This is a genomic window from Pseudomonas taeanensis MS-3 (assembly GCF_000498575.2).
GTDB lineage: Bacteria > Pseudomonadota > Gammaproteobacteria > Pseudomonadales > Pseudomonadaceae > Aquipseudomonas > Aquipseudomonas taeanensis.
Window position 1 is genome coordinate 638,741 of sequence record NZ_AWSQ01000004.1, and the last position, 23,718, is coordinate 662,458.

The following is a 23,718-nucleotide window of genomic DNA, read 5'->3' on the forward strand; positions in this document are numbered from 1 at the left end:
CCCGAAGGTGGCCTTTTCATAGTCAGCAACGCTTAGGCGTTCTTGACTTCCCAGCCGGTCAGCTCGGCCAGGGCCTTGCCGATGTCAGCCAGAGAACGCACAGTTTTCACACCGGCGTCCTGCAGAGCAGCGAACTTCTCGTCCGCAGTACCCTTACCACCGGAGATGATGGCGCCGGCATGGCCCATGCGCTTGCCTGGAGGGGCAGTCACACCGGCGATGTAGGACACCACTGGCTTGGTCACGTTAGCTTTGATGTAAGCAGCAGCTTCTTCTTCAGCAGAACCACCGATCTCACCGATCATCACAATCGCTTCGGTCTTCGGGTCTTCCTGGAACAGCTTGAGGATGTCGATGAAGTTGGAGCCCGGAATCGGGTCGCCACCGATGCCCACGCAAGTGGACTGGCCGAAACCGGCGTCGGTGGTCTGCTTCACGGCTTCATAGGTCAGGGTGCCGGAACGCGACACGATGCCTACTTTGCCTGGCAGGTGGATGTGACCTGGCATGATGCCGATCTTGCACTCGCCTGGCGTGATCACGCCTGGGCAGTTCGGGCCGATCAGGACCACGCCCAGCTCGTCGCACTTGACCTTGGCTTCGAGCATGTCGATGGTCGCGATGCCTTCGGTGATGCAGACGATCAGCTTGATGCCGCCCATGGCCGCTTCAAGGATCGAATCCTTGCAGAACGGAGCCGGCACGTAGATCACGCTGGCGGTAGCGCCAGTTTGCTCGACCGCTTCACGCACGGTGTTGAATACCGGCAGGTTCAGGTGGGTGGTGCCACCCTTGCCCGGAGTCACGCCGCCAACCATCTTGGTGCCGTAAGCGATGGCTTGTTCGGAGTGGAAAGTACCCTGCGAACCGGTGAAGCCCTGGCAGATTACTTTGGTGTCTTTATTGATCAGGACGCTCATTACTTGCCCTCCGCAGCTTTGACGACTTGCTGAGCAGCGTCGGTCAGGCTGGTTGCCGCGATGATGTTCAAGCCACTTTCAGCCAGTACTTTGGCGCCCAGTTCGGCGTTGTTGCCTTCCAGACGTACGACTACCGGAATCTTCACGCCGACTTCTTTCACTGCACCGATGATGCCTTCGGCAATCATGTCGCAACGAACGATGCCACCGAAGATGTTCACCAGTACGGCAGCGACGTTGCTGTCAGACAGGATGATCTTGAAGGCTTCGGTCACGCGCTCTTTGGTCGCGCCGCCACCTACATCAAGGAAGTTGGCTGGCTTGCCGCCGTGCAAGTTGACGATGTCCATGGTGCCCATGGCCAAGCCAGCACCGTTGACCATGCAGCCGATGTTGCCTTCCAGTGCCACGTAGTTCAGTTCGAACTTGGCAGCATGAGCTTCGCGCGGATCGTCCTGGGACGGATCGTGCATGGCGCGCAGCTTCGGCTGACGGTACATGGCGTTGCTGTCGATGTTGATCTTGGCATCCAGGCAATGCAGGTTGCCGTCTGCCTTGATGACCAGTGGGTTCACTTCCAGCAGGGCCAGGTCGTAGTCCTGGAACAGCTTGGCCAAGCCAACGAAGATGTGGGTGAACTGCTTGATTTGATCGCCTTGCAGGCCCAACTGGAACGCCAGTTCGCGGCCCTGGAACGGTTGAGCGCCGACCAGCGGATCGATAGTGGCTTTGAGGATTTTCTCAGGGGTATCGTGAGCGATCTTCTCGATGTCCACGCCACCTTCGGTGGACGCCATGAACACGATGCGGCGGCTCGAACGATCGACTACAGCGCCCAGGTACAGTTCCTTGGCGATGTCGGTGCAGGACTCAACCAGGATCTGGTTAACCGGCTGACCGTTGGCATCAGTCTGGTAAGTCACCAGACGCTTGCCCAGCCAGTTGGCAGCGAAGGCCTTGGCGTCTTCTTTGCTCTTGACCAGCTTTACGCCACCCGCTTTACCGCGGCCACCGGCGTGCACTTGGGCCTTAACAACCCACTCAGTGCCGCCAATCTTGTCGCAGGCTTCTGCGGCTTCTTCCGGGGTGTTTACCGCGAAGCCCTTGGATACGGGCAGGCCGTATTCAGCGAACAGCTGCTTACCCTGATACTCATGGAGATTCATGCTTGTCTACCGTCTTCGTTAGGTATTGCGCATTCGATGCTGCACTTATGGTGCCGCACCACCTGTGACCGCTCTCGAGAGCAGTCCGACGTACGTTCCGCGCTTAAGCCGAAGCTCGACACGGGCAGATCGCCGTGGTTCTTGTTGTCCTAAATCACCTGAGTCAGCGTCTCATTCCGCGGAGTGAAACCGCTGACACAGTGAGCTACCGCCGGTTACTCAGCGCTTCTTGCGGTTGGCGATGTGAATGGCGCCGCCATTGACTGCCAAGGCCGCTTCATGCAGTGCTTCGGACAGGGTCGGATGGGAGAACACCATCATCCCCAGGTCTTCTGCGCTGGTGCCGAATTCCATGCCGATTGCACCTTGCTGCACCAACTCTGCCGCGCTTGGGCCAATCACGTGGACACCCAGTACGCGGTCGGTCTTGGCATCGGCGATGACCTTGACCATACCACCGGTGTCGTTGGCCGCCATGGCACGACCGCTGGCAGCGAATGGGAAGGTGCCAACCTTGACTTCGACGCCTTCGCCCTTGAGCTGCTGCTCGGTCTTACCGACCCACGCGATTTCCGGGTGGGTGTAGATCACTGATGGGATCAGGTCATAGTTCATCTGCGCTTTGTGACCGGCGATACGCTCGGCAACCATCACGCCCTCTTCCGAGGCCTTGTGGGCGAGCATCGCGCCGCGCACCACATCACCGATGGCGTATACGCCCGGCACGCTGGTAGCGCACTGGTCGTTAACGAAGATGAAACCGCGCTCATCCATGTCCACGCCGCTGTCGGAAGCCAGCAGGTCGGTGGTCACCGGACGACGGCCAACCGCAACGATCAGCTTGTCGAAGGTCATCTTCTGCTCGCCTTCGGCGTCGGTGAAGCTGACGACAACCTGCTTCTTCTTCACTTCGGAACCAGTCAGGCGTGCACCCAGACGGATCTTCAAGCCTTGCTTGGTGAGGGTTTTCAGGGCTTCTTTGGCGATTTGATCGTCGGCAGCCGGAAGGAACTTGTCCTGGGCTTCGATCACGGTGACTTCAGCGCCCAGACGCGACCATACCGAACCCAGCTCCAGACCGATTACGCCGGCACCGATTACGCCGAGGGTCTTGGGTACGCTCTGGAAATCCAGGGCGCCAGTCGAATCGACGATCACATCCTGATCAACCGGAGCCGGCGGAATATCGATTGGCTTGGAGCCGGACGCGATGATCACGTTCTCTGCTTCAACAATCTGAGTGGTGCCGTCCTGGGCAGTCACTTCTACCTGCTTACCCGCCAGCAGCTTGCCATGACCTTCCAGCAGTGTGACGCCATTGGCCTTGAACAGCGTGCTTACGCCGCCGGTCAGGTTCTTTACGATAGTGTCCTTGCGACCGACCATTGCCGGCACATCCATGGTCACGCCTTTGGCGGTAATACCGTGGATTGCAAAACCTTCCTGGGCTTCGTGGTATTTCCAGGAGCTATCCAGCAACGCTTTGGACGGAATGCAACCGACGTTCAGGCAAGTACCACCAAGGGCAATCTTGCCCTGCTTGTCCTGGTATTTCTCGATGCACGCGGTCTTGAGACCAAGCTGCGCCGCTTTAATGGCAGCTACGTAGCCACCAGGGCCCGCGCCAATCACTACCACGTCGAATTTCTGGGTCATGTGTCATTCCTTCTCGAATCAAACCGAACAGCCTCCTGTGGAGACTGTCGTGGGACGAAGCTGTTGGTTTCGGCGAATGGCCGATCATCAGCGATCGGCCTCACCTACGAAATCAGATATCCAGCAGCAGACGAGCCGGGTCTTCCAGCAGGTTCTTGATGGTAACCAGGAAGGTCACAGCTTCTTTGCCATCGATCAAACGGTGATCGTAGGACAGTGCGAGGTACATCATCGGACGGATAACCACCTGACCGTTGATCGCCATTGGACGCTGCAGAATGTTGTGCATGCCCAGAATGGCCGCCTGTGGCGGGTTGACGATCGGGGTCGACATCATCGAACCGAATGTACCACCGTTGGTGATGGTGAACGTACCGCCAGTCATGTCGTCCATCGACAACTTGCCGTCGCGGGCTTTCTTGCCGAAGGTGGCGATGCCGCCTTCGATTTCAGCCAGGCTCATCAGTTCGGCGTTACGCAGAACAGGAACTACCAGGCCACGATCACTGGACACGGCAACACCGATGTCGGCATAGCCGTGATAAACGATGTCGGTGCCGTCAATCGAAGCGTTGACTGCGGGAAAACGCTTCAGCGCTTCGGTAGTGGCCTTGACGAAGAACGACATGAAGCCCAGGCGCACGCCGTTGTTGGACTTCTCGAACAGGTCCTTGTACTTCGAACGTAGTGCCATGACTTCGGTCATGTCGACTTCGTTGAAGGTGGTCAGCATCGCCATGTTCGATTGAGCTTCAACCAGGCGCTCGGCAACCTTGGCACGCAGACGGGTCATCGGTACGCGCTTCTCGACGCGATCGCCAGCGGCGAGCATCGGTGCGGCGGTGGTGCTTGCAGCCGGCTTGGCAGCAGGAGCAGCAGCCGGAGCGGCCTTCTTGGCAGCAACAGCTGCAACCACGTCTTCCTTGGTCACGCGACCGCCTTTGCCGGTGCCGGCAACGGAAGCGAGGCTGATACCGCTTTCTTCAGCCAGCTTGCGAGCAGCCGGAGCAGCAACTGGGTCGTCATCGCCAGCCACTGCCGGAGCAGCAGCTTGAGCTGCAGCCGGTGCAGCAGCAGCTGGAGCAGCGGCTGCGGTGCCACCTTCTTCAATAGAGCCCAGAACTTCGTCGGACAGAACAGTGTCGCCTTCGTTCTTGACGATAGCGCCCAAGACGCCGTCAGTGGTGGCCAAGACTTCCATCACCACCTTGTCGGTTTCGATGTCGACGATCAGCTCGTCACGTTTAACCGCATCCCCGGGCTTCTTGTGCCAAGTTGCAACGGTGCCGTCGGCAACCGATTCCGGGAAAGTAGGGGCTTTGATCTCGATAGCCATTGTGTGAGGTTCCTTAAATTCGGTTTCTTCTACGAGGCGGCTCAGGCCGCCTCTTGCGCGAAGGCGTTAAACAGTAAAGGCGTCTTGCAGCAGTTTTGCCTGCTGTTCGGCGTGCAACGATGCATAACCACAAGCGGGGGCTGCGGATGCTTCACGACCGGCGTACTCGAGGAACAGTGTCTTCTTGTGCGCAGTCGCGACGCGACGCATATGGTGCTGGCTGCAGTACCAGGCGCCCTGGTTCATTGGCTCTTCCTGGCACCAGACGATGTGCTTGAGGCTCTTGTAGGTCGCCAGGACTTCGGTCAGATCATCTTCCGGGAACGGATAGAGCTGTTCGATACGCACGATCGCGATGTCTTCACGGCCTTCGTTGCGACGCTTCTCCAGCAAGTCGTAGTAAACCTTGCCACTGCACAGAATCAGCCGATCAACCTTCTTCGCGTCGATCGCATCGACTTCAGGAATCACGGTCTGGAACGAGCCTTCAGCGAGGTCTTCCAGGGTCGAAATAGCCAGCTTGTGGCGCAGCAGCGACTTGGGCGTCAACACCACCAGGGGTTTACGCAGCGGACGAATCACCTGGCGACGCAACAAGTGGTAGATCTGCGCCGGCGTGGTCGGCACGCAGACCTGCATGTTGTGCTCGGCACACAGTTGCAGGTAACGCTCCAGACGGGCCGAGGAGTGCTCAGGCCCCTGCCCTTCATAACCATGCGGCAACAGCATGGTCAGGCCACAGAGCCGGCCCCACTTGTGCTCACCACTGGAAATAAACTGATCGAACACCACCTGCGCACCGTTGGCAAAGTCGCCGAACTGAGCCTCCCAGATCACCAGGGAATTGGGTTTGGTGGTGGCGTAGCCATATTCGAAAGCCAGCACGGCTTCTTCCGAGAGGAAGGAGTCGTACAGGTCGAAGCGCGGTTGGCCTTCATACAGGTTCTGCAACGGCAGGTAGGTGCTGCCATCTTTCTGGTTGTGCAGCGCGGCATGGCGGTGCGAAAAGGTGCCACGGCCAATGTCCTGCCCGGTCATGCGGATCGGATGGCCCTCGAACAACAGGGTGGCGTAGGCCATAGTCTCGGCATAGCCCCAGTTGATCGGCAAGGCGCCGGCGGCCATTTTGTGGCGATCTTCGAGAATCTTCGCGACCTGACGCTGAACCACGAAGCCTTCAGGCACTTCCATCAGTTTGTTGGACAGGTCCTGCAGAGTCTTGAGGTCGAAGCGTGTGTCATGACGCGCGGTCCAGGCGTGGCCCAGATACGGACGCCAGTCGACGAACAGTTCCTTGTTCGGCTCCTTGACCAGACTCTTGACCACGTGCTGACCGTTGTCCAGCGCGGTGCGGTATTCGTCGATCTTGAACTGCACATCGTCCGTAGAGTGACTAACGGCCGTAGTCAAAGCTTCGGCATACAGCTCTCGGGTGGTGCGCTGTTTGCTGATCTGCTGGTACATCAACGGCTGAGTACCATTCGGCTCATCGGCTTCGTTGTGACCGCGGCGGCGATAGCAAACCAGATCAATGACCACATCACGCTTGTACTGCATGCGGTAATCGACGGCCAACTGAGTCACGAACAAGACGGCTTCCGGATCATCGCCATTCACATGGAAGATCGGCGCCTGGATCATTTTCGCCACGTCGGTGCAGTACTCGGTGGAACGCGAGTCCTCGGCACGACTGGTGGTGAAACCAACCTGGTTGTTGATCACGATATGGATGGTGCCGCCCGTCTTGTAACCACGGGTCTGCGACATCTGGAAGGTTTCCATGACCACGCCCTGACCGGCGAAGGCCGCATCACCGTGGATGGAGATCGGCAGGACTTTTTCGCCCGCGACATCGCTACGCCGATCCTGACGAGCGCGTACAGAGCCCTCGACCACCGGAGAGACGATTTCCAGGTGCGAGGGGTTGAACGCCAGCGCCAGGTGCACTTCGCCGCCAGCGGTCATCACGTTGGAAGAGAAACCCTGGTGATACTTCACGTCACCGGAAGACAGACCTTCGGTCTTCTTGCCTTCGAACTCGTCGAACAGGTCGCGCGGGTTCTTGCCGAAGGTGTTGACCAGTACGTTGAGGCGGCCGCGGTGAGCCATGCCGATGACGATTTCCTTGGTGCCATAGGCGCCAGAACGCTGGATAACTTCATCGAGCAACGGAATCAGACTCTCGCCACCTTCCAGACCGAAGCGCTTGGTACCGGGGTACTTGGTACCCAGGTATTTTTCCAGACCTTCGGCTGCGGTCAGACGCTCGAGCAGATGACTCTGTACTTCGGCAGAGAACTGCGGGCGACCACGAACGCTTTCCAAACGCTGCTGGAACCAGCTGCGCTGCTCGGAATCGACGATATGGGTGAATTCAGCACCGATGGTGTGGCAATAGGTATGCTGCAGTGCTTGATGAATTTCGCGCAGGCTCGCCTCTTCCTTGCCGATGTACAAGCCACCAGTGCGGAAAGTGGTATCCAGATCGGCGTCGGTCAAACCGTAGTGGTTGATCGACAGATCAGCAGGAACCGGACGTTGCCATAGGCCAAGCGGGTCAAGCCGGGCAGCCTGGTGGCCGCGCATGCGATAGGCCTGGATCATGCGCAAGACTTCGACCTGCTTCTTTTCGTGCTCACTGCTCACGCTGCCGGCAGAGACCGGCTGGGCACGACGCTGGTTTTTGGCCAGCAACACGAAATGATCGCGAACCGTAGAGTGCGATACATCAGTAGCGGCGCTGCCGTCAGTCGGCAACTTCTGAAAGTAGGTGCGCCACTCTTCTGGCACAGCGTTGGGATCGTGCAGGTAAAGCTCATAGAGCTCTTCCACATAGGCAGCGTTACCACCGGATAGGTGGGCACTGTCCCACATGCGCTGCATCACGCTTTCTTGCATGCTTGGTCACCCTCGGTAAGGGGACACCACCGGCGTAGAAACCGCGCGGGCTTCCGAAGTCTAGCGACTTCGGTAAAGCCACCACGGATCCCGCAGATAGTCCGGGCACCAGCCCGGATGCCCCTGCTGGTCGTCATATATTTCAAATAAGAACCACGGCTTTGTGAGCTGCGGTTCGAGCTAAAACTACGGCGCCAAAAGCGATTCCAGCGCCGCAGGTGTCACGGGTAGAGCAAATGAATCAGGTACCGCTCTGCAGCAACATGTTACGTACGTGACCGATTGCCTTGGTCGGGTTGAGACCCTTGGGGCAGACGTTCACGCAGTTCATGATGCCGCGGCAACGGAACACGCTGAACGGATCGTCCAATGCGGCCAGACGCTCATCGGTCTTGGTGTCACGACTGTCAGCCAGAAAACGATAGGCTTGCAGCAGTGCCGCTGGACCGAGGAACTTGTCCGGGTTCCACCAGAACGACGGGCAACTGGTCGAGCAACAGGCGCACAGAATGCACTCGTACAACCCATCCAGTTTCTCGCGCTCTTCCGGCGATTGCAGGCGTTCAATAGCCGGCGCCGGGGTATCGTTTTGCAGGAATGGCTGCACCTTCTCGTACTGCTTGTAGAAGATGCTCATATCGACGACGAGGTCACGAATAACAGGCAGACCTGGCAAAGGACGAATAATCAGCTTGTTGTTTTTCACCACCGCCGACAGCGGAGTGACACAGGCCAGAGCATTCTTGCCATTGATGTTCATGCCGTCGGAACCGCAGACGCCCTCACGACAGGAGCGACGGTAAGAGAAACCCTCGTCCTGCTCCTTGATCAAGGCCAGTACGTCAAGGACCATGATGTCCTTGCCGTCGGTATTGACCTGAAACTCCTGCATGAACGGCGCCGCGTCCTGGTCAGGGTTGTAACGATAAACACTGACTTGCAACATATCCGTCACCCTTAGTAAGTCCGAATCTTGGGTTCAAACACTGGTACTGTCTTCGGTGCGAAGTTGACGGCACGCTTGGTCACGCGCTTCTCGCCCGGGAAGTACAAGGAGTGGCACAGCCAGTTTTCGTCATCACGATCTTCGAAGTCTTCACGGGCATGCGCACCGCGGGACTCGGTACGGGTTTCTGCTGCAATCGCAGTCGCCTCGGCCACTTCGAGCAGATTTTGCAGCTCAAGCGCTTCGATACGTGCGGTGTTGAACGCCTGGCTCTTGTCCGAAATCTTGACAGTCGCAATACGCTCACGCAGGTCAGCCAGCTGCTTGATACCTTTCTGCATGTACTCGCCGGTACGGAATACGCCGAAGTAATTCTGCATGCAGCTCTGCAGCTCTTTACGCAACGGCGCTACATCTTCGCCGGTGCTACGTTCGTTGATACCAGACAAACGCTTGAGTGATTGCTCGATGTCGGTCTCGGAGGCACCACGGTAGTCAACACCTTCCTTCAGCGCTTTCTCCAGGTGCAAGCCTGCCGCACGACCGAACACCACCAGATCGAGCAGCGAGTTGCCGCCCAGGCGGTTAGCACCGTGCACCGATACGCAAGCCACTTCGCCCACAGCAAACAGACCGTCAATGATCTTGTCGTTACCATTTGCATCCTGAGTCATCGCCTGACCATGGATGTTGGTGGCAACGCCGCCCATCATGTAATGACAGGTCGGCACGACCGGAACCGGTGCGACTACCGGATCGACGTGAGCAAATGTCTTGGACAACTCACAGATGCCTGGCAGACGGCTGTGCAGAACTTCCTCACCGAGGTGATCGAGTTTGAGCATCACGTGGTCGCCGTCAGGACCACAACCGTTACCGGCGATGATCTCTTTGACCATGGAGCGCGCTACAACGTCGCGCCCAGCCAGGTCTTTGGCGTTCGGCGCATAACGTTCCATGAAACGTTCGCCATGCTTGTTGATCAGGTAGCCACCTTCACCGCGGCAACCTTCGGTGACCAGCACACCGGCGCCGGCAATACCAGTCGGGTGGAATTGCCACATTTCGATGTCTTGTACCGGTACACCGGCACGCAGGGCCATGCCCACACCATCACCCGTATTAATCAGGGCGTTGGTTGTGGAGGAGTAGATACGACCCGCACCGCCGGTCGCCAGCACTGTGGCCTTGGCACGGATGTAGACGGTTTCACCACTTTCGAGACAGATAGCGATGACACCAACGATAGCGCCATCCTGATTCTTCACCAGATCGACCGCATACCACTCGTTAAGGAACGAGGTATTGGCTTTGAGGTTGGCTTGATACAGGGTGTGCAGCAACGCGTGACCGGTGCGGTCGGCCGCTGCGCAGGTGCGGGCAGCCTGACCGCCACGACCGAAGTCCTTGGACTGACCACCGAACGGACGCTGATAGATGCGGCCCTGCTCGGTGCGGGAGAACGGTAGGCCCATGTGCTCCAGTTCGAATACCGCTTCCGGGCCAACCGAACACATGTACTCGATCGCGTCCTGGTCACCGATGTAATCGGAACCCTTGACGGTGTCGTACATGTGCCAGCGCCAATCATCGTTCGGATCGGCCGAGGCGATGGCGCAAGTGATGCCACCTTGTGCAGAAACGGTGTGCGAACGAGTCGGGAACACCTTGGTGACTACTGCGGTCTTGTGGCCGCCTTGAGCCAGTTGCAGCGCGGCACGCATGCCTGCACCGCCGCCACCTATGATGATGGCGTCATAAGAAAGAGTACGAATGTTAGTCATGAATCAGATACCCCAAAGAATCTGCACACCCCAGGCAAAAAACGCGAACATGGCAATGCCACACGCAGCCTGAAAGAGAAAACGCACGACAGTGGCCCACTTACCCAGCGCCATCGGCGTCAGGTAGTCGGTGGAAATCGTCCACATGCCAACCCAGGCGTGCACGCTAAGTGCCACCAGTGTCAGCAGACTGAAGATACGCATTGCACTATTGGAGAACAGACCATGCCACTCGGCGTAACCCATACCTGGGTTAATTACTACGAAACCGAGTAGAAACAGGACATAAGCCGCGAGAACGACTGCAGAAACCCGCTGTGCCATCCAGTCATAGAGGCCCGAACGCGAGAAGTTCGTGACATTAGTTACCATATCCACACCCCCAGTAGCAGGATCACGATCGCCGCGACGACGAGAACGATTTGCGAGCCCAGCTTGCCGCCTTCCAGCGTCTCACCGATGCCCATGTCCATGATCAAGTGGCGCACACCGGCCACTAGGTGGTACAGCAGAGCGGACAGCAATCCCCAAATCACGAATTTGGCCAGAGGGCTGGTCAAACATTCTTTCACCTGAGCGAAGCCTTCCTCGGACGCCAGCGATTTGTCGAGCCCGAACAGCAGCACGGCAATGCCAACAAAGAGAATGACACCGGAGATACGGTGAAGAATGGACGTGTAAGCGGTGACTGGGAGTTTGATAGTCCTAAGGTCTAGGTTTACAGGTCGTTGGCTATTCACGGCTTTTTATCACACTGAGAGCCCCTAACTATCAGGGCAAAGTTGTCGGGAAGTGCACTGGTCAGGTACCCATCACCCAAGAAGTGACAACCGCCAGATACAGGCTCAAAGCCCTTAGCGGTCGGGCGCAGAGTATAGACAGTTAGGTTACTAATGACAATGCGAAGGCCTCGACCTAATGGCGGATTGCGCACCCTGTATAAATGACGTAAACAGCGCCCTTCTTCCGTTAAAAACGCACTTAAACCCTTCTGTTGCCTGGGTTTTCGCAAATTGACTTTCGAATTTATCTCACTATAGTGATGCGGGCCCTGCGTGGGGGGCTGTCAGATGATTTCAAGCATAACTAGGAGGCCACACATGGCTGACAAAAAAGCGCAGTTGATCATCGAGGGCGCAGCCCCCGTCGAGCTGCCCGTTTTAACCGGCACCGTTGGTCCCGATGTAATTGACGTACGGGGCCTAACCGCCACGGGCCGTTTCACTTTTGATCCTGGCTTTATGTCCACCGCTTCGTGCGAGTCGAAAATCACCTATATCGACGGTGAGCAGGGCATTCTTCTGCACCGCGGCTACCCCATCGAGCAGCTGGCCGACAAATCGGACTACCTTGAAACCTGTTATTTACTGCTCAACGGCGAAATGCCCAATGCAGAGCAGAAGGCTCAGTTCGTCAGCACCATCAAGAACCACACCATGGTGCATGAGCAGCTGAAGACCTTCTTCAACGGTTTCCGCCGTGACGCCCACCCAATGGCGATCATGTGCGGCGTAGTCGGCGCGCTTTCTGCCTTCTACCACGACTCTCTCGACATCAATAACCCGCATCACCGCGAAGTCTCGGCCATGCGCCTGATCGCCAAGATGCCGACCCTCGCGGCCATGACGTACAAGTACTCCATGGGCCAGCCGATGATGTACCCGCGCAACGATTTGAATTACGCGGAAAACTTCCTGCATATGATGTTCAACACTCCGTGCGAGATCAAACCGATCAGCCCGGTGCTGGCTAACGCGATGGACAAGATCTTCATCCTGCACGCCGACCATGAGCAGAATGCCTCGACTTCCACCGTTCGCCTGGCAGGCTCTTCAGGTGCCAACCCGTTCGCCTGTATTGCTGCCGGCATCGCCGCCCTTTGGGGGCCGGCACACGGCGGCGCCAACGAAGCCGTATTAAGCATGCTCGACGAGATTGGCGATGTATCGAACATCGACGCCTTTATCGCCAAGGCCAAGGACAAGGACGATCCGTTCAAGCTGATGGGCTTCGGTCATCGCGTTTACAAGAACCGCGACCCACGCGCCACCGTGATGAAGCAGACTTGCGATGAAGTCCTGAAAGAGCTCGGTATCACCAACGATCCGCAGCTCGAATTGGCCATGCGTCTCGAAGAGATCGCCCTGACCGACCCTTACTTCATCGAACGCTCGCTGTATCCGAATGTTGACTTCTACTCGGGTATCATTCTCAAGGCGATCGGTATTCCTACCAGCATGTTCACCGTAATCTTTGCCCTGGCACGGACCGTCGGCTGGATCTCACACTGGAAAGAAATGCTCTCCAGCCCTTACAAGATTGGCCGCCCACGCCAGCTGTATACCGGCTACCCGCAACGCGATCTGGAAAAATAAACCCCCAGCGACGTCCAGATTCGTCAATGCAATAAAAAAGGCTGCCAAATGGCAGCCTTTTTTACATATATAAAACTTCAACGCCACTTCGCAACCAATACCCTCACCTCCCTTTTTAGAGTCGAGACGCAAGCTCGGCATCGCAGAATCTCAGCATGCCAGCGCGGTACTTTGCTCCAACCAACCCAGCAATTGAATCGCCTCCTCGCGACTGGTACCGCACGTATCCGGTTCGGCCGAAAACGCCGAACAAACAGCTGGGCGCTCTGGCTTGCCGAACAAAGCACAATGATTCTCAACGGATAATTGCACGCAACGTTCGCCCGCCAACTTACCCAACGGCATACCGGGGATTGGGGAGCTGATCGAAGGCGCGATGCAACAGGCACCACAACCAGGCCGGCAGTTCATGACGATAATGACCCCACAGCAATCGCAGTAACGGATTAACTCGGCGAGTTTACCCAATAGCGGTGCTTATTAGCAGCTACTCGGACTCAGGCCAGCGGCAGCCATAGAAGAAACTGCGTACCCTGCCCCGGCTGGCTATTCACCTGCAGTTTCGCCCCCAGAATGTCTACCGCCAGCTGATGAGTGATGTGCAATCCAAGCCCTGTACCGCCCTGCCCGCGGCGCGTGGTAAAAAACGGATCGAAGATCCTCGCCAGCACGTCTTCGCTCATGCCGCAGCCATTGTCCTCCACCTCGACACGACACCAGCGCTGCAGCGAATCGAAGTCGGCACGGACGGTGATAACGCCATGCATGCCGACCTGGAAAGCATGCAGCAAGGCATTCTCTATCAAATTCTGCAGGATCTGCCCGACCGGCCCCGGGTAGCTGTCCAGCATCAGGCTCTCGGGCAGTTCCAGACTGACGCGATGGGGCACCTGCTTCAGCCTTGGCGCAAAGACCAACATCACCTCATGCATCAGTTCAACCAGATCGAACTGCCGCCGCTCGGTACTCGCCCGGTCGCTGGCCAACTGCTTGAACGCCCGGGTCAACTGCGCCATACGCGCTAAGTTATCGAGAACGATCTCCAGACCTTCCGCGTTACGCTGCATGAAGCGCTCCAGGAGCGAACGCTGCAACCCGCCCTGAAGAGCCTGACGTAACTGCTCATCACTCTTTTGCAAGGTCGAGGCCGCGACACTGGCGGCACCTATCGGAGTGTTCAACTCATGCGCGACACCAGCCACCAGCACGCCCAAGGATGACAGCTTCTCCGCCTGGATCAGTGCACCCTGGGTACGCTGCAATTGCTCCAGAGTATTCTGTAATTCGCCGTTGCTTAACGCCAACTCTTCGCCACGTCGCTCCAGCCCGCGCCGCGCACGATCGCGCGCGCCCTCGGCTTGCGACAGTCGTAGCACCACTGCGAGGCCCGCCACCAGCATAAGTCCAACGAACAGCAGCACTAGCCACAGGGTCCTGCGCTCCATCCCTCTCACACTATCCTGCGGCAACAGGGAGACCAGCAACCAACCACCAACAATGCCCTTGGCGCCCTCTTCATTATCGGCACTGAGAGCCGGATCGAAATGCGCGAACGACCAGATACCCGCGCCATCACTAAAATGTCCGGAAGACACCTCGCTCATTCGCGTCCAGCTCTGCGGATAGCGGCTGGACAAGGTGGCACCGGGCTTACCCAGCATAAAGCCCCAGGCATCCGCTGAGTCATCCGTGAGCATCCAGAACCCCTCATGGTCCACCAGGCTGAGGGTATCGCCGTAAGCACTAGCCACCTGCTTCAGACGATCCAGTAATATGCTCCCCAGATAATTGAGCACCACCACGCCACGACCTTGTCCCGCGCTGTCGAAAACCGGCATCGCCGCACGCAACATGGGCTTGAAGGGCTGTTCAATTATTCCCCCCTCCTGATTGAGATCGAATCGCGACAGGTAGAAGCCTCCGGCAGGCAATTGCATGCTTTCCGTGAAGTAATAACGGTCGGCCTTATTCTGTAATTCGCCAGCGGGTACCTGGTAAATCGTCTGATCTCGCAAGTCCACTCGCACCCGCTCCTGCCCCAGCTCGTCCAGCCAGCGGATCTGATCGTAGTCGCGGGTACTGGCCGAGAACTCGGTGAACAACTCAACCAACTGCCGGCGCTGCGCCTCACCGCCGCGCTCGAGCATCTGTGCCAGTAATGGCTGCTGGGTCAGAAACAATAAATTCCCACGCACGCTGGATAACCGACGATTGAGCACGCCGAGGCCTTCGGTAATGCTGGCCTGCTGATCCCGTAACAATGGCGCCAACCTGGAGTCCAGCAAGCGCTCGTAGAGCAAAATACTGAGCAGCAGGATCAGCAAAGCCCAGGGCATGAACAACATCGCCAAGTTGCGCAACAGCACTCGCGACCGATGCACAGCCGATAGCGCGCTCACACCTGGCTTTCTGACCAACTGCCTAGCCAGTCGAGCAAGGCTGTAATCGGCATAGGCCTGGCAAACAGAAAGCCCTGCGCCTCGTGGCAGCCCTGATCGAGTATCCAGCCGACCTGCTCCTGGGTTTCCACGCCCTCCGCAATGACCTGCATGCCGACCCGTGAGGCGATTTTGATAACCGCGTCGGCGATCAATTGCTGGCTCGGCACCTCACCAATCTCCATGATGAAGCTGCGGTCGATCTTCAAGCGATCAGCTGGCAGGCATCGCAGATAGCTAAGCGACGAGAATCCGGTGCCGAAGTCGTCGATAGCAATGGTGACACCCATTGCACGTAGCGCGGTCAGCTGCTCACACACAGTCTCGAACGAGCGCATCGCCACCGACTCGGTAATTTCTACCTCCATCTGCGCCGGTACCACCCCTGCCGCAGCCAGCAGGCAACTGAAGCGCTTGACGAAATCTGGCTGCAACAGTTGCAGAGCGGAGACATTCACCGCAACACGCAGCTGCGGGTAACCGGCTGCGGCCAGCTGGCTGGCCGCAGCCATCGACAGGCGTAACAGCAGATCACCCAACGGCAAGATATAACCAGTCGCCTCGGCCAGGGGAATGAACTGGGCCGGCGGCACCATTGTTCCATCCTTCCGACGCCAGCGAGCCAAGGCTTCGACACCGATAACCTGTCGGTGACGCAGGTCGATCTGTGGCTGCAACTCAATGCTGATGCGCCCGACATCGGCCGCATCACGCAACGCTAGCAGGGTACGGTAAGAATCGGCATGGGCATTCTGCAATTGCGGAGCATAGAGCGCATGCTGGTTATGCCCGCTCTGCTTGGCCTCTTTAAGGGTCAGGCGGGCGGCGCCTAACGCCTGATTAGCGTTCCCGGTAAAGTCAGCCAGGCGTAGCGTCGCACTACTCAGGCTATGCACCTGTCCCAGCTCATAGGGGCGGTTGCTGTGGCGAAACAGCGCCACGATGTCCTCGGCACACACCTGCGCTACAGGGCCGATGACTGCAAACAGGTCATCTTTTATCCGGGCGACCAGCACGTTGGCATCAAACGCTTCGCGTAATCGCTTAGCCACCAGGCCGAGGATGAAATCACCATATCCGGTGCCGAACGCCGTGTTGGCGCCGGAGAAATCATCTATATCGATCAGCACCAGCACCTGCTGCGCCTTGCTTTCACTTTTCAAGAGCAGGTCGAGCATGCGGCTCAAGGCATTGTGATTGGGGATTTTTAGCAGATCATCCTGATAGGCCATCTCTTCCAGGCGGCTGAACAGCGAAACGTTGTACAGACCTCGACTGATACTGGCGCTGAATACCTTGAGCAGCTCCAGTTCAGTGTCGTCCAGCCGCCGCTGGGTCGCGACGTAGCAAGCGTAATCGGCCCCCGCTTGAAAACTGGGGAAGAACAATACTGTGCAGCTGTCCAGCATCAAGGTTCGCTGCTCTTGCAGACAACGCTGCAGCGCGAACGAAACGCCAATATCATCCAAGCAATCGAGACTGCCGTCGATGGCATGAAAAAAGCGACCGCTGGCACTGACTATCCGTGCCGCGGAGCTCAGCCCTGCATTACCGCCATCGGCCCGTACACAGACGATGCCTTCGGCTTGCAGATCCAGCAGCGAGGCGATTTCCGAGAGAATTTTTGCCGACAGCTCACGGGTATTCTTTGAGCTGAACAGCGCATTGCTCGACTCCACGATCATCTGCAAGCCCCGCCGCGCCCTCGCAACGGCCTTCAGCTGGGCATAACCACGCACGCCCACCGTCAGCACCGTGAGCAAGCGTTCGGCGGTCAGCTCGCTCTTGGTCCAATAATCGTTGATGTCATAGTCGCGCATGACCTCCTGCACCGGCGCCATGCCTGGCTCGCCAGTCAACAACACCACTCGAGTCTCGGCATTGCCGATGACCTCACGCAGAGCCTTAACCAGGCGCAGACCGGCATCATCGGTTTCCATCACCACGTCGAGCAGAACCAGTGCGAAGTCCTGCTGCTTGGCCAGCAGCATGGAGGCCTCGCGATAACTGAAGGCCTGATGCAGTTCGATGCATCCGCCGAGCACATCCAAACCGCTCAGAGCAAATGCAGTGGCACGCTGAAAGTCGGCATCGTCATCGACCGCCAACACCCGCCAAATAAGCCGGTCCGAGGTAGAAGATGGGGCCTCGTCGAGGAAAACCAGCTGATCGTCCATGAAGTGCGTCCGCCTGTTTCATCACCAGATGAATGGAACACAACCAATCCGTGGTGGTTGCAGGCGAAGTATAGGCAGGAATATTGCGCCGCACGAGACTCGGTACAAATGGTTTTGCCTTAGCGGCTGGGGGCGAAAGGCCGTGCAGTGGAGGTAACAAAGCCAGCCGCAGAGAGGGACATCTTCGGCTAAATCCTCCAGATAGACGAGCTGGCTTCCCCCATGACCAGTTCTGCGAGCCCGCCAACGGCCCACCATGGCTCTATTTGAATGCGCGCCCAGTCGACCCACACGCCTGCACTGGGGCTAAAAATCACTGGTTATATTCAAGACGTGCTGGCATGGCGCACACGAGGTCACCACTGCACTAAATACCCAGCCTGGCCAAGTGCAGCTGCGGTTTAAGCCAGATGGCCCTCACGCCAACTAGCGCGCCGAAAGGCTCAGGGCTTGTTCGGTGCCTTCAGACGGGCGATCAGGCTGGACGTATCCCAACGGCCGCCTCCCAGGGTCTGCACCTCGGCATAGAATTGATCGACCAAAGCTGTGACCGGCAATTGCGCGCCATTGTGGCGCGCCTCATCGAGCAGAATCGACAGATCCTTGCGCATCCAATCGACGGCAAAACCGAAATCGAACTCGCCGGCCAGCATGCTCTTGTGGCGGTTCTCCAACTGCCAGGACTGTGCCGCGCCCTTGCTGATTACCTCCATCGCCGCCTCGCCGTCGAGTCCGGCGCACTGGGCGAAATGCAGCGCTTCGGACAGGCCCTGCACCAAACCGCCAATACAGATCTGATTGACCATTTTGGTCAGTTGGCCACTGCCTACCGGCCCCATCAACTTGATCATCCGCGCGTAGGCCTGGATCACCGGCTCCGCGCGCGCGTAGTGCGCAGGCTCACCACCGACCATCACAGTCAGCACGCCATTCTGCGCGCCGGCCTGGCCACCGGACACCGGGGCATCGAGAAAGCCCAGCTGGCGCTCGGCCGCATGGCCCGCAAGCTCCCGCGCCACATTCGCCGAGGCGGTGGTGTGATCGACCAGCAGTGCACCCGTCGCCATTCCAGCCAAAGCGCCATCGGCGCCCAGCACCACGCTGCGCAGATCCTCGTCATTGCCTACGCAGACCATCACCAGCTCGGCGCCATCTGCAGCCTCGCGCGGGGTCGCTGCACTGGTTCCGGAAAACTCCGCGACCCATTGTTCGGCTTTGGCCGCCGTGCGGTTGAAGACACACACCTGATGTCCGGCGCGGGCCAAATGCCCCGCCATCGGGTAACCCATCACGCCAAGCCCGATAAAGGCAACCTTCGCCATAGCACACCTCCGTAATCATGGCCTCACAGCCTAACATGGGCTTTACCGAGCCAGATAAGCCCTTGCATACTGCCCCAGCGCAATGGAGAGCCTCATGGGACACTGGTTAGTAATCGACCTGGAGGCCACCACTGAAGAAGGTGGCTGGCCACTGGAAGAGATGGAAATCATCGAGATCGGCGCCAGCCTGGTTCACTCAGACGGCCATGAAGTGGATCACTTTCAGCGTTTCGTACGCCCGCAGCGCCGCCCCTATCTGACCAGTTTCTGCCGCGAACTCACGCATATAAGCCAGCCTGATGTAGACAAGGCGGCGCCGTTGACCCGCGTCTGGCCACAGTTCGAACGCTGGCTGCTGACCCACAAGCCACGCCTGATTGGCTGGGCGAGCTGGGGCGAATACGATCGGCGCCAGTTCGAGCAAGACTGGCAGCGCCACAAACTGGTCAGCTGCCTGAGCCGGGTGCCACACCTCAACCTCAAACGCCGCTTCGCCGAAGTGCGCCAATTGGCACGCCCTGTCGGCCTTAATACGGCCCTGCAACTGGCGGGCTTACAGTTCAGTGGCCAGCAACATCGCGCGCTGGTCGATGCGCGTAATACCGCTCGGCTGCTGCCACTGGTACTGACGACATAACTCGCTGCAAAGCGGATGACGCGCCAAAAAGGCTTGGGCATACTGGCGACCTTTTTCCGCCCCTTGCGAGGAGTTACAGATGTTCAAGGTCAATGAATACTTCGACGGTAACGTCAAATCCATCGCCTTCGGCATGGCTGAAGGCCCTGCCTCGATTGGCGTAATGGCCCCGGGCGAGTACGAATTCGGTACCAACCAACTGGAAGTCATGCACGTGATCAGCGGCGCCTTGACAGTCAAGCTGCCGGGTAGCGACAACTGGGAAACCTTTGCCGCCGGCAGCCAGTTCACCGTGCCGGGCGACAGCAAGTTCCAGTTGCAGGTCGCTATTGAGACGGCCTACCTCTGCGAATATCGCTAAGCTCTGCGGCTCATGAAAAACCGGCCCAGGTGGCCGGTTTTTTTATTGCCAAACTGTTTCCGGCAGGATGCCCCCTCATGCCCCGCTCCTCTCACACCTCGTTGGTACTTTTGCCCATCGCTCTGCTGCTGGTGGCCATGACTTCGATTCAGAGCGGCGCATCCCTGGCCAAGAGTCTGTTTCCCCTGGTCGGCGCCGAAGGCACCACGGCGCTTCGCCTCGGCCTGGCCGCGCTGATCCTCTGTCTGTTCATGCGCCCCTGGCGGGCGCGCTTGACCCTGCGCTCCTGCCGCTCATTGCTGGCCTACGGGCTATCACTGGGCTGTATGAACCTGCTGTTCTACAAGTCATTAAGCAGCATCCCCCTGGGCGTCGCAGTGGCGCTGGAGTTCACCGGCCCACTGGCTCTGGCCCTGCTGTCATCGCGGCGTCTGCTCGACTTCGTCTGGGTCGCCCTGGCGATATTCGGCCTCTGGTTACTCCTGCCCAGTCATCACAGCGAGTCGCACTTAGACCCATTGGGGATGGCTCTGGCACTGGCAGCAGGGCTGTGCTGGGCGCTGTACATCATCTTCGGCAAGCAAGCCGGCGTCGAGCATGGCTCGCACACCGTGGTCCTCGGCACGCTGATCGCCGCCGTGCTGGTCATGCCGGTAGGGCTGTGGCATGCCGGCAGCAGCCTGTTCTCTGTGCAACTGTTGCCGTTGGCCCTTGCCGTGGCAGTGCTGTCATCCGCCCTGCCCTATAGCCTGGAGATGATCGCCCTGACCCGGCTACCCGTGCGTACTTTCAGCACGCTGATGAGCATGGAGCCGGCCATCGCCGCCTTTTCCGCACTGCTGATCCTCAACGAGCAACTGACCGTAACCCAGTGGCTGGCCGTCGGCGCCATCATTCTTGCTTCGGCAGGTGCGGCAGCCACCATCAAGCCACACGCCAAACCTATCGAGAACATGGCCTTGAAAGATCCTCGGCCGACAAGCTGACAGCACGCGGTGAGGCTTCATGCCGACTCGATGCTGTCCTCATTGAACTGCAAGGCCGCCAGCCGCGCATACAAGGGATTAGTCGCCACCAGCTCGGCGTGCCGCCCAACCGCCACCAACTGGCCGCGCTCAATCACCGCGATACGGTCGGCACTCTTCACCGTGGCCAGGCGGTGGGCAATCACCAGCGTGGTGCGCCCCTGCATCAGGCGCGGCAAGGCCTGCTGAATCAGGTGTTCGCTTTCCGCATCCAGGGCGCTGGTGGCCTCATCGAGCAACAGGATCGGCGCATCCACCAGCAACGCACGGGCAATCGCCAAGCGCTGGCGCTGACCGCCAGACAGCCCCAAACCGGCGTCACCCAGGTGGGTCTGGTAGCCCTGCGGCAACCGCATGATGAACTCATGGGCATGCGCGGCCCGCGCGGCCGCCTCGACCTCGGCATGTGTAGCGCCGAGCTTGCCGTAGCGAATGTTGTCCTCGACCGTACCGAAAAACACCGCCGGGTTCTGCGACACCAGGGCGAAGCAGCGGCGCAACTCCAGGGGGTCGAGCCGCTCGATCGCCTGGCCATCGATCAGGATCCGCCCCTGCTGCGGATCGAAAAAGCGCAGCAGCAAATCGAACAGGGTCGACTTGCCCGCACCGGACGGGCCGACCAGGGCCAGGGTTTCACCGGGCTCGACACTCAGGCTGATGCCATCGACGGCATAGCTTTCGGGTCGCGATGGATAGGCGAATCGCACCTCTTGCAGCTCGAGCCGCCCCTGTGGCGGTTGCGCCAACACCAGCGGATCGCTCGTTGGCGGCGTGATTTCATTGCGCGCCTGCAGCAACTCGGCGATCCGCTCGGCGGCGCCGGCCGCGCGCTGTAATTCACCGATCACCTCACTGAGGGTACCGAAGGAGGCGCCGACGATCAGGCTGTAGAACACGAAGGCCGCCAACTCGCCACCGGAGATAGTGCCGGCGATAACATCCATGCCGCCGACCCAGAGCATCACCCCCACCGCACCGAGCACCAGCACGATCACCACGGTGATCAACCAGGCACGCTGAGCGATACGCTTGCGTGCGGTATCGAACGCTGCCTCGGCCGACTCGCCAAACCGACGCTTGTCCTCGGCCTGGTGGTTATAGGCCTGCACCGTCTTGATCTGTCCGAGCACCTCGCCGACATAGCTGCCAACATCGGCCACCCGGTCCTGACTCAGGCGCGACAGTTGCCGCACCCGGCGGCCGAAGATCAGGATCGGCGCGACCACCAGGGGCAACGCCAACAGCACAATGCCACTGAGTTTCGGGTTGGTGACGATCAGCAGCACGATGCCGCCGACCAGCATGATCACGTTGCGCAGCGCCATCGACAGCGACGAGCCGATCACCGACTGCAACAAGGTGGTATCGGCGGTCAGGCGCGACTGGATCTCCGAACTGCGGTTGCTTTCGTAGAAGCCCGGATGCAGAGCGATCAGGTGATTGAACACCCGTTTACGGATATCCGCGACGAAGCGCTCGCCGATCCACGACACCAGATAGAAGCGGGTGAACGTGCCCAGCGCCAGGGCCAGCACCAACACGAAGAACAACAGGATCGAGTGGTTCAACGCCTGCTGCGACTGGGTCGCCAGGCCCTGGTCCACCAGCAGTTTGATGCCTTGGCCCATCGACAGGGTGATCGCGGCAGTGAACATCAGCGCCAGCAAGGCGCCGATCACCCGCCAGCGGTAGGGCGCGACGAAGCGCGCCGCCATGCGTAAGGCATTACGCTGGCGGGAGGACAGAATCGAAAGCATGCGGCACTCACAGATGGGCCGTCAGACCCAGGTTATTCGGGGCTCGTCCTGCCGACCGGAGTTGATTCAGCCAACCAGGCCACCAGGCATAACGCCAATGCGGCCAGATTGGTCGAAACCGGATTGAAGGCCTGTAGCAACAGATGGGGACTAAACAGCGCCACATCAACCAGCAACAGCAGCAATAACAGCGCGGCCAACAGCAACGGCCAGTGCCTGCGGATACTCAGAATCAGCACCGCCAGGGCTATTTCGGCGGAACCGGCCAATGCGGCCAGCCACTCGACCTCGACGATGCCGTGGGCCTGAATCATCGCGACCTCATCGGCGCTCAGCCAGAGCAGCTTCGGCACCAGACCGTGCCAGAAAAACACCAGGGCCAGGGCGACACGAGCCAACCAGCCGATCTGCTGCAGCCGATTGTGCTCAGGCGTCGTCATGCAGGAAACGTCGCGCGTGGTCAGGCGTCGGCAGCACACAGCTGGCATAACGGCCGAACAAGCAGTAGCGATTCAGGGCGATGCGGTCATACAGCCAGTCGCGTAGCGACCGGGGACAGACGCGCAGAGCCGCGAACGCGCGCCACGGCCACGGCAACTGAGCGAGGATGCGCAATACCGCGCCGGAACGGACGAACAGCTCGGCGTCCTCAACATAGGCCATGGTGTCGAACTGTTCGGTGGGCAAACCCAGCCAGCGCAGCACCGCCTGGCCCTCGGGCGACTGCACCGAGGCCAATTTGAACAGCTGCTGTCGATCATGACGAATGAGGAACTTCGCCCAACCGTTGCACAACTTGCACACCCCATCGAACAGCACCAGCCGCTCGCCGGGACGGAGAAATGCGGGGCGATCGTCATTGGTCATGCTACACAGCCCTCCAACCATCTCGATCTTCGCTGCCCATGCTCCTGCACGAA

The 23,718-nt window shown here is 58.9% G+C and carries 20 protein-coding genes; 4 read left to right on the forward strand and 16 right to left on the reverse strand.

Features of this window, described 5'->3' with window-relative positions:
• Window positions 1-32: 32 nt before the first annotated feature.
• The 9 genes from sucD to sdhC all read right to left on the reverse strand — a co-directional run bounded on the left by sucD (window position 33) and on the right by sdhC (window position 11,446).
• Complete coding sequence (sucD, locus tag TMS3_RS16515; protein WP_025166389.1) at window positions 33-920, reverse strand: succinate--CoA ligase subunit alpha; 888 nt, start codon at window positions 918-920, stop codon at window positions 33-35.
• Window positions 920-2,086: an ADP-forming succinate--CoA ligase subunit beta gene (sucC, locus tag TMS3_RS16520; RefSeq protein WP_025166390.1), complete on the reverse strand. Its 1,167-nt coding sequence runs from the start codon at window positions 2,084-2,086 to the stop codon at window positions 920-922. Before sucC ends, sucD begins: the two co-directional genes overlap by 1 nt.
• A gap of 219 nt (window positions 2,087-2,305) precedes the next feature.
• Window positions 2,306-3,742 (reverse strand): dihydrolipoyl dehydrogenase, encoded by a 1,437-nt coding sequence (lpdA, locus tag TMS3_RS16525; protein ID WP_025166391.1) that lies wholly within the window; start codon window positions 3,740-3,742, stop codon window positions 2,306-2,308.
• Window positions 3,743-3,854: 112 nt separating this feature from the next.
• On the reverse strand, window positions 3,855-5,078 hold the full coding sequence (gene odhB / locus TMS3_RS16530; RefSeq protein WP_025166392.1) for a 2-oxoglutarate dehydrogenase complex dihydrolipoyllysine-residue succinyltransferase: 1,224 nt from the start codon (window positions 5,076-5,078) through the stop codon (window positions 3,855-3,857).
• A gap of 66 nt (window positions 5,079-5,144) precedes the next feature.
• Window positions 5,145-7,976, reverse strand: coding sequence for a 2-oxoglutarate dehydrogenase E1 component (locus tag TMS3_RS16535; protein WP_025166393.1), 2,832 nt, complete (start codon window positions 7,974-7,976; stop codon window positions 5,145-5,147).
• A 241-nt stretch (window positions 7,977-8,217) separates the two neighbouring features.
• The gene (locus TMS3_RS16540) at window positions 8,218-8,922 is read right to left on the reverse strand and encodes a succinate dehydrogenase iron-sulfur subunit (protein ID WP_025166394.1); all 705 of its coding nucleotides are present in this window, start codon (window positions 8,920-8,922) and stop codon (window positions 8,218-8,220) included.
• 11 nt (window positions 8,923-8,933) lie between these two features.
• Entirely contained in the window at window positions 8,934-10,706 is a 1,773-nt protein-coding gene (sdhA, locus tag TMS3_RS16545) for a succinate dehydrogenase flavoprotein subunit (RefSeq protein WP_025166395.1), read from the reverse strand.
• Between the two features lie 3 nt (window positions 10,707-10,709).
• Window positions 10,710-11,078, reverse strand: a complete 369-nt coding sequence (gene sdhD, locus TMS3_RS16550) for a succinate dehydrogenase, hydrophobic membrane anchor protein (protein WP_025166396.1) — start codon at window positions 11,076-11,078, stop codon at window positions 10,710-10,712.
• The gene (gene sdhC, locus TMS3_RS16555; RefSeq protein ID WP_025166397.1) at window positions 11,072-11,446 is read right to left on the reverse strand and encodes a succinate dehydrogenase, cytochrome b556 subunit; all 375 of its coding nucleotides are present in this window, start codon (window positions 11,444-11,446) and stop codon (window positions 11,072-11,074) included. Before sdhC ends, sdhD begins: the two co-directional genes overlap by 7 nt.
• 360 nt (window positions 11,447-11,806) lie before the next feature.
• Here sdhC and gltA point away from each other — a divergent pair, with 360 nt between their 5' ends.
• Window positions 11,807-13,081: a citrate synthase gene (gene gltA / locus TMS3_RS16560; RefSeq protein WP_025166398.1), complete on the forward strand. Its 1,275-nt coding sequence runs from the start codon at window positions 11,807-11,809 to the stop codon at window positions 13,079-13,081.
• A 150-nt stretch (window positions 13,082-13,231) separates the two neighbouring features.
• Here the strand turns inward: gltA and TMS3_RS24695 are convergent, their stop codons facing one another.
• From TMS3_RS24695 to TMS3_RS16575, 4 genes are all read right to left on the reverse strand, one after another.
• Window positions 13,232-13,492 (reverse strand): YkgJ family cysteine cluster protein, encoded by a 261-nt coding sequence (locus tag TMS3_RS24695; protein ID WP_083491781.1) that lies wholly within the window; start codon window positions 13,490-13,492, stop codon window positions 13,232-13,234.
• An 86-nt stretch (window positions 13,493-13,578) separates the two neighbouring features.
• Window positions 13,579-15,417, reverse strand: a complete 1,839-nt coding sequence (locus TMS3_RS16565; protein WP_160321038.1) for a sensor histidine kinase — start codon at window positions 15,415-15,417, stop codon at window positions 13,579-13,581.
• Window positions 15,418-15,476: 59 nt separating this feature from the next.
• A complete protein-coding gene (locus tag TMS3_RS16570; RefSeq protein ID WP_025166400.1) occupies window positions 15,477-17,696 on the reverse strand; it encodes a putative bifunctional diguanylate cyclase/phosphodiesterase in 2,220 nt (739 codons plus the stop codon).
• Between the two features lie 443 nt (window positions 17,697-18,139).
• Window positions 18,140-19,018, reverse strand: a complete 879-nt coding sequence (locus TMS3_RS16575; protein WP_025166401.1) for an NAD(P)-dependent oxidoreductase — start codon at window positions 19,016-19,018, stop codon at window positions 18,140-18,142.
• A gap of 94 nt (window positions 19,019-19,112) precedes the next feature.
• On the opposite strand from TMS3_RS16575, the gene TMS3_RS16580 reads away from it, so the two are divergent.
• The 3 genes from TMS3_RS16580 to rhtA all read left to right on the forward strand — a co-directional run bounded on the left by TMS3_RS16580 (window position 19,113) and on the right by rhtA (window position 21,002).
• Window positions 19,113-19,655, forward strand: coding sequence for an exonuclease domain-containing protein (locus TMS3_RS16580; RefSeq protein WP_025166402.1), 543 nt, complete (start codon window positions 19,113-19,115; stop codon window positions 19,653-19,655).
• Window positions 19,656-19,734: 79 nt separating this feature from the next.
• Window positions 19,735-20,016, forward strand: a complete 282-nt coding sequence (ppnP, locus tag TMS3_RS16585; RefSeq protein ID WP_025166403.1) for a pyrimidine/purine nucleoside phosphorylase — start codon at window positions 19,735-19,737, stop codon at window positions 20,014-20,016.
• Between the two features lie 77 nt (window positions 20,017-20,093).
• Window positions 20,094-21,002, forward strand: coding sequence for a threonine/homoserine exporter RhtA (gene rhtA / locus TMS3_RS16590; protein WP_025166404.1), 909 nt, complete (start codon window positions 20,094-20,096; stop codon window positions 21,000-21,002).
• Window positions 21,003-21,019: 17 nt separating this feature from the next.
• On the opposite strand, the gene TMS3_RS16595 is transcribed toward rhtA, so the two are convergent.
• Genes TMS3_RS16595 through TMS3_RS16605 form a run of 3 tightly spaced genes read right to left on the reverse strand, consistent with a single transcriptional unit; the run spans window position 21,020 to window position 23,665 of the window.
• Window positions 21,020-22,798: an ABC transporter transmembrane domain-containing protein gene (locus TMS3_RS16595; protein ID WP_025166405.1), complete on the reverse strand. Its 1,779-nt coding sequence runs from the start codon at window positions 22,796-22,798 to the stop codon at window positions 21,020-21,022.
• A 32-nt stretch (window positions 22,799-22,830) separates the two neighbouring features.
• Window positions 22,831-23,238, reverse strand: coding sequence for a DoxX-like family protein (locus tag TMS3_RS16600; RefSeq protein WP_025166406.1), 408 nt, complete (start codon window positions 23,236-23,238; stop codon window positions 22,831-22,833).
• Window positions 23,225-23,665 carry a thiol-disulfide oxidoreductase DCC family protein gene (locus TMS3_RS16605; protein ID WP_025166407.1) on the reverse strand — a complete coding sequence of 147 codons (441 nt, stop codon included), beginning with the start codon at window positions 23,663-23,665 and terminating at the stop codon, window positions 23,225-23,227. Before TMS3_RS16605 ends, TMS3_RS16600 begins: the two co-directional genes overlap by 14 nt.
• Window positions 23,666-23,718 lie beyond the last annotated feature (53 nt).

Coding starts and splice junctions, on each gene's coding strand:
- ppnP (WP_025166403.1), top strand. CDS start 19,735: ATGTTCAAGGTCAATGAATACTTCGACGGTAACGTCAAATCCATCGCC.
- sdhA (WP_025166395.1), bottom strand. CDS start 10,706: ATGACTAACATTCGTACTCTTTCTTATGACGCCATCATCATAGGTGGC.
- TMS3_RS16540 (WP_025166394.1), bottom strand. CDS start 8,922: ATGTTGCAAGTCAGTGTTTATCGTTACAACCCTGACCAGGACGCGGCG.
- TMS3_RS16535 (WP_025166393.1), bottom strand. CDS start 7,976: ATGCAAGAAAGCGTGATGCAGCGCATGTGGGACAGTGCCCACCTATCC.
- lpdA (WP_025166391.1), bottom strand. CDS start 3,742: ATGACCCAGAAATTCGACGTGGTAGTGATTGGCGCGGGCCCTGGTGGC.
- TMS3_RS16580 (WP_025166402.1), top strand. CDS start 19,113: ATGGGACACTGGTTAGTAATCGACCTGGAGGCCACCACTGAAGAAGGT.
- TMS3_RS24695 (WP_083491781.1), bottom strand. CDS start 13,492: ATGAACTGCCGGCCTGGTTGTGGTGCCTGTTGCATCGCGCCTTCGATC.
- TMS3_RS16575 (WP_025166401.1), bottom strand. CDS start 19,018: ATGGCGAAGGTTGCCTTTATCGGGCTTGGCGTGATGGGTTACCCGATG.
- sucD (WP_025166389.1), bottom strand. CDS start 920: ATGAGCGTCCTGATCAATAAAGACACCAAAGTAATCTGCCAGGGCTTC.
- rhtA (WP_025166404.1), top strand. CDS start 20,094: ATGCCCCGCTCCTCTCACACCTCGTTGGTACTTTTGCCCATCGCTCTG.
- TMS3_RS16565 (WP_160321038.1), bottom strand. CDS start 15,417: ATGCCCTGGGCTTTGCTGATCCTGCTGCTCAGTATTTTGCTCTACGAG.
- sucC (WP_025166390.1), bottom strand. CDS start 2,086: ATGAATCTCCATGAGTATCAGGGTAAGCAGCTGTTCGCTGAATACGGC.
- sdhD (WP_025166396.1), bottom strand. CDS start 11,078: ATGGTAACTAATGTCACGAACTTCTCGCGTTCGGGCCTCTATGACTGG.
- odhB (WP_025166392.1), bottom strand. CDS start 5,078: ATGGCTATCGAGATCAAAGCCCCTACTTTCCCGGAATCGGTTGCCGAC.
- TMS3_RS16570 (WP_025166400.1), bottom strand. CDS start 17,696: ATGGACGATCAGCTGGTTTTCCTCGACGAGGCCCCATCTTCTACCTCG.
- TMS3_RS16600 (WP_025166406.1), bottom strand. CDS start 23,238: ATGACGACGCCTGAGCACAATCGGCTGCAGCAGATCGGCTGGTTGGCT.
- TMS3_RS16595 (WP_025166405.1), bottom strand. CDS start 22,798: ATGCTTTCGATTCTGTCCTCCCGCCAGCGTAATGCCTTACGCATGGCG.
- TMS3_RS16605 (WP_025166407.1), bottom strand. CDS start 23,665: ATGACCAATGACGATCGCCCCGCATTTCTCCGTCCCGGCGAGCGGCTG.
- gltA (WP_025166398.1), top strand. CDS start 11,807: ATGGCTGACAAAAAAGCGCAGTTGATCATCGAGGGCGCAGCCCCCGTC.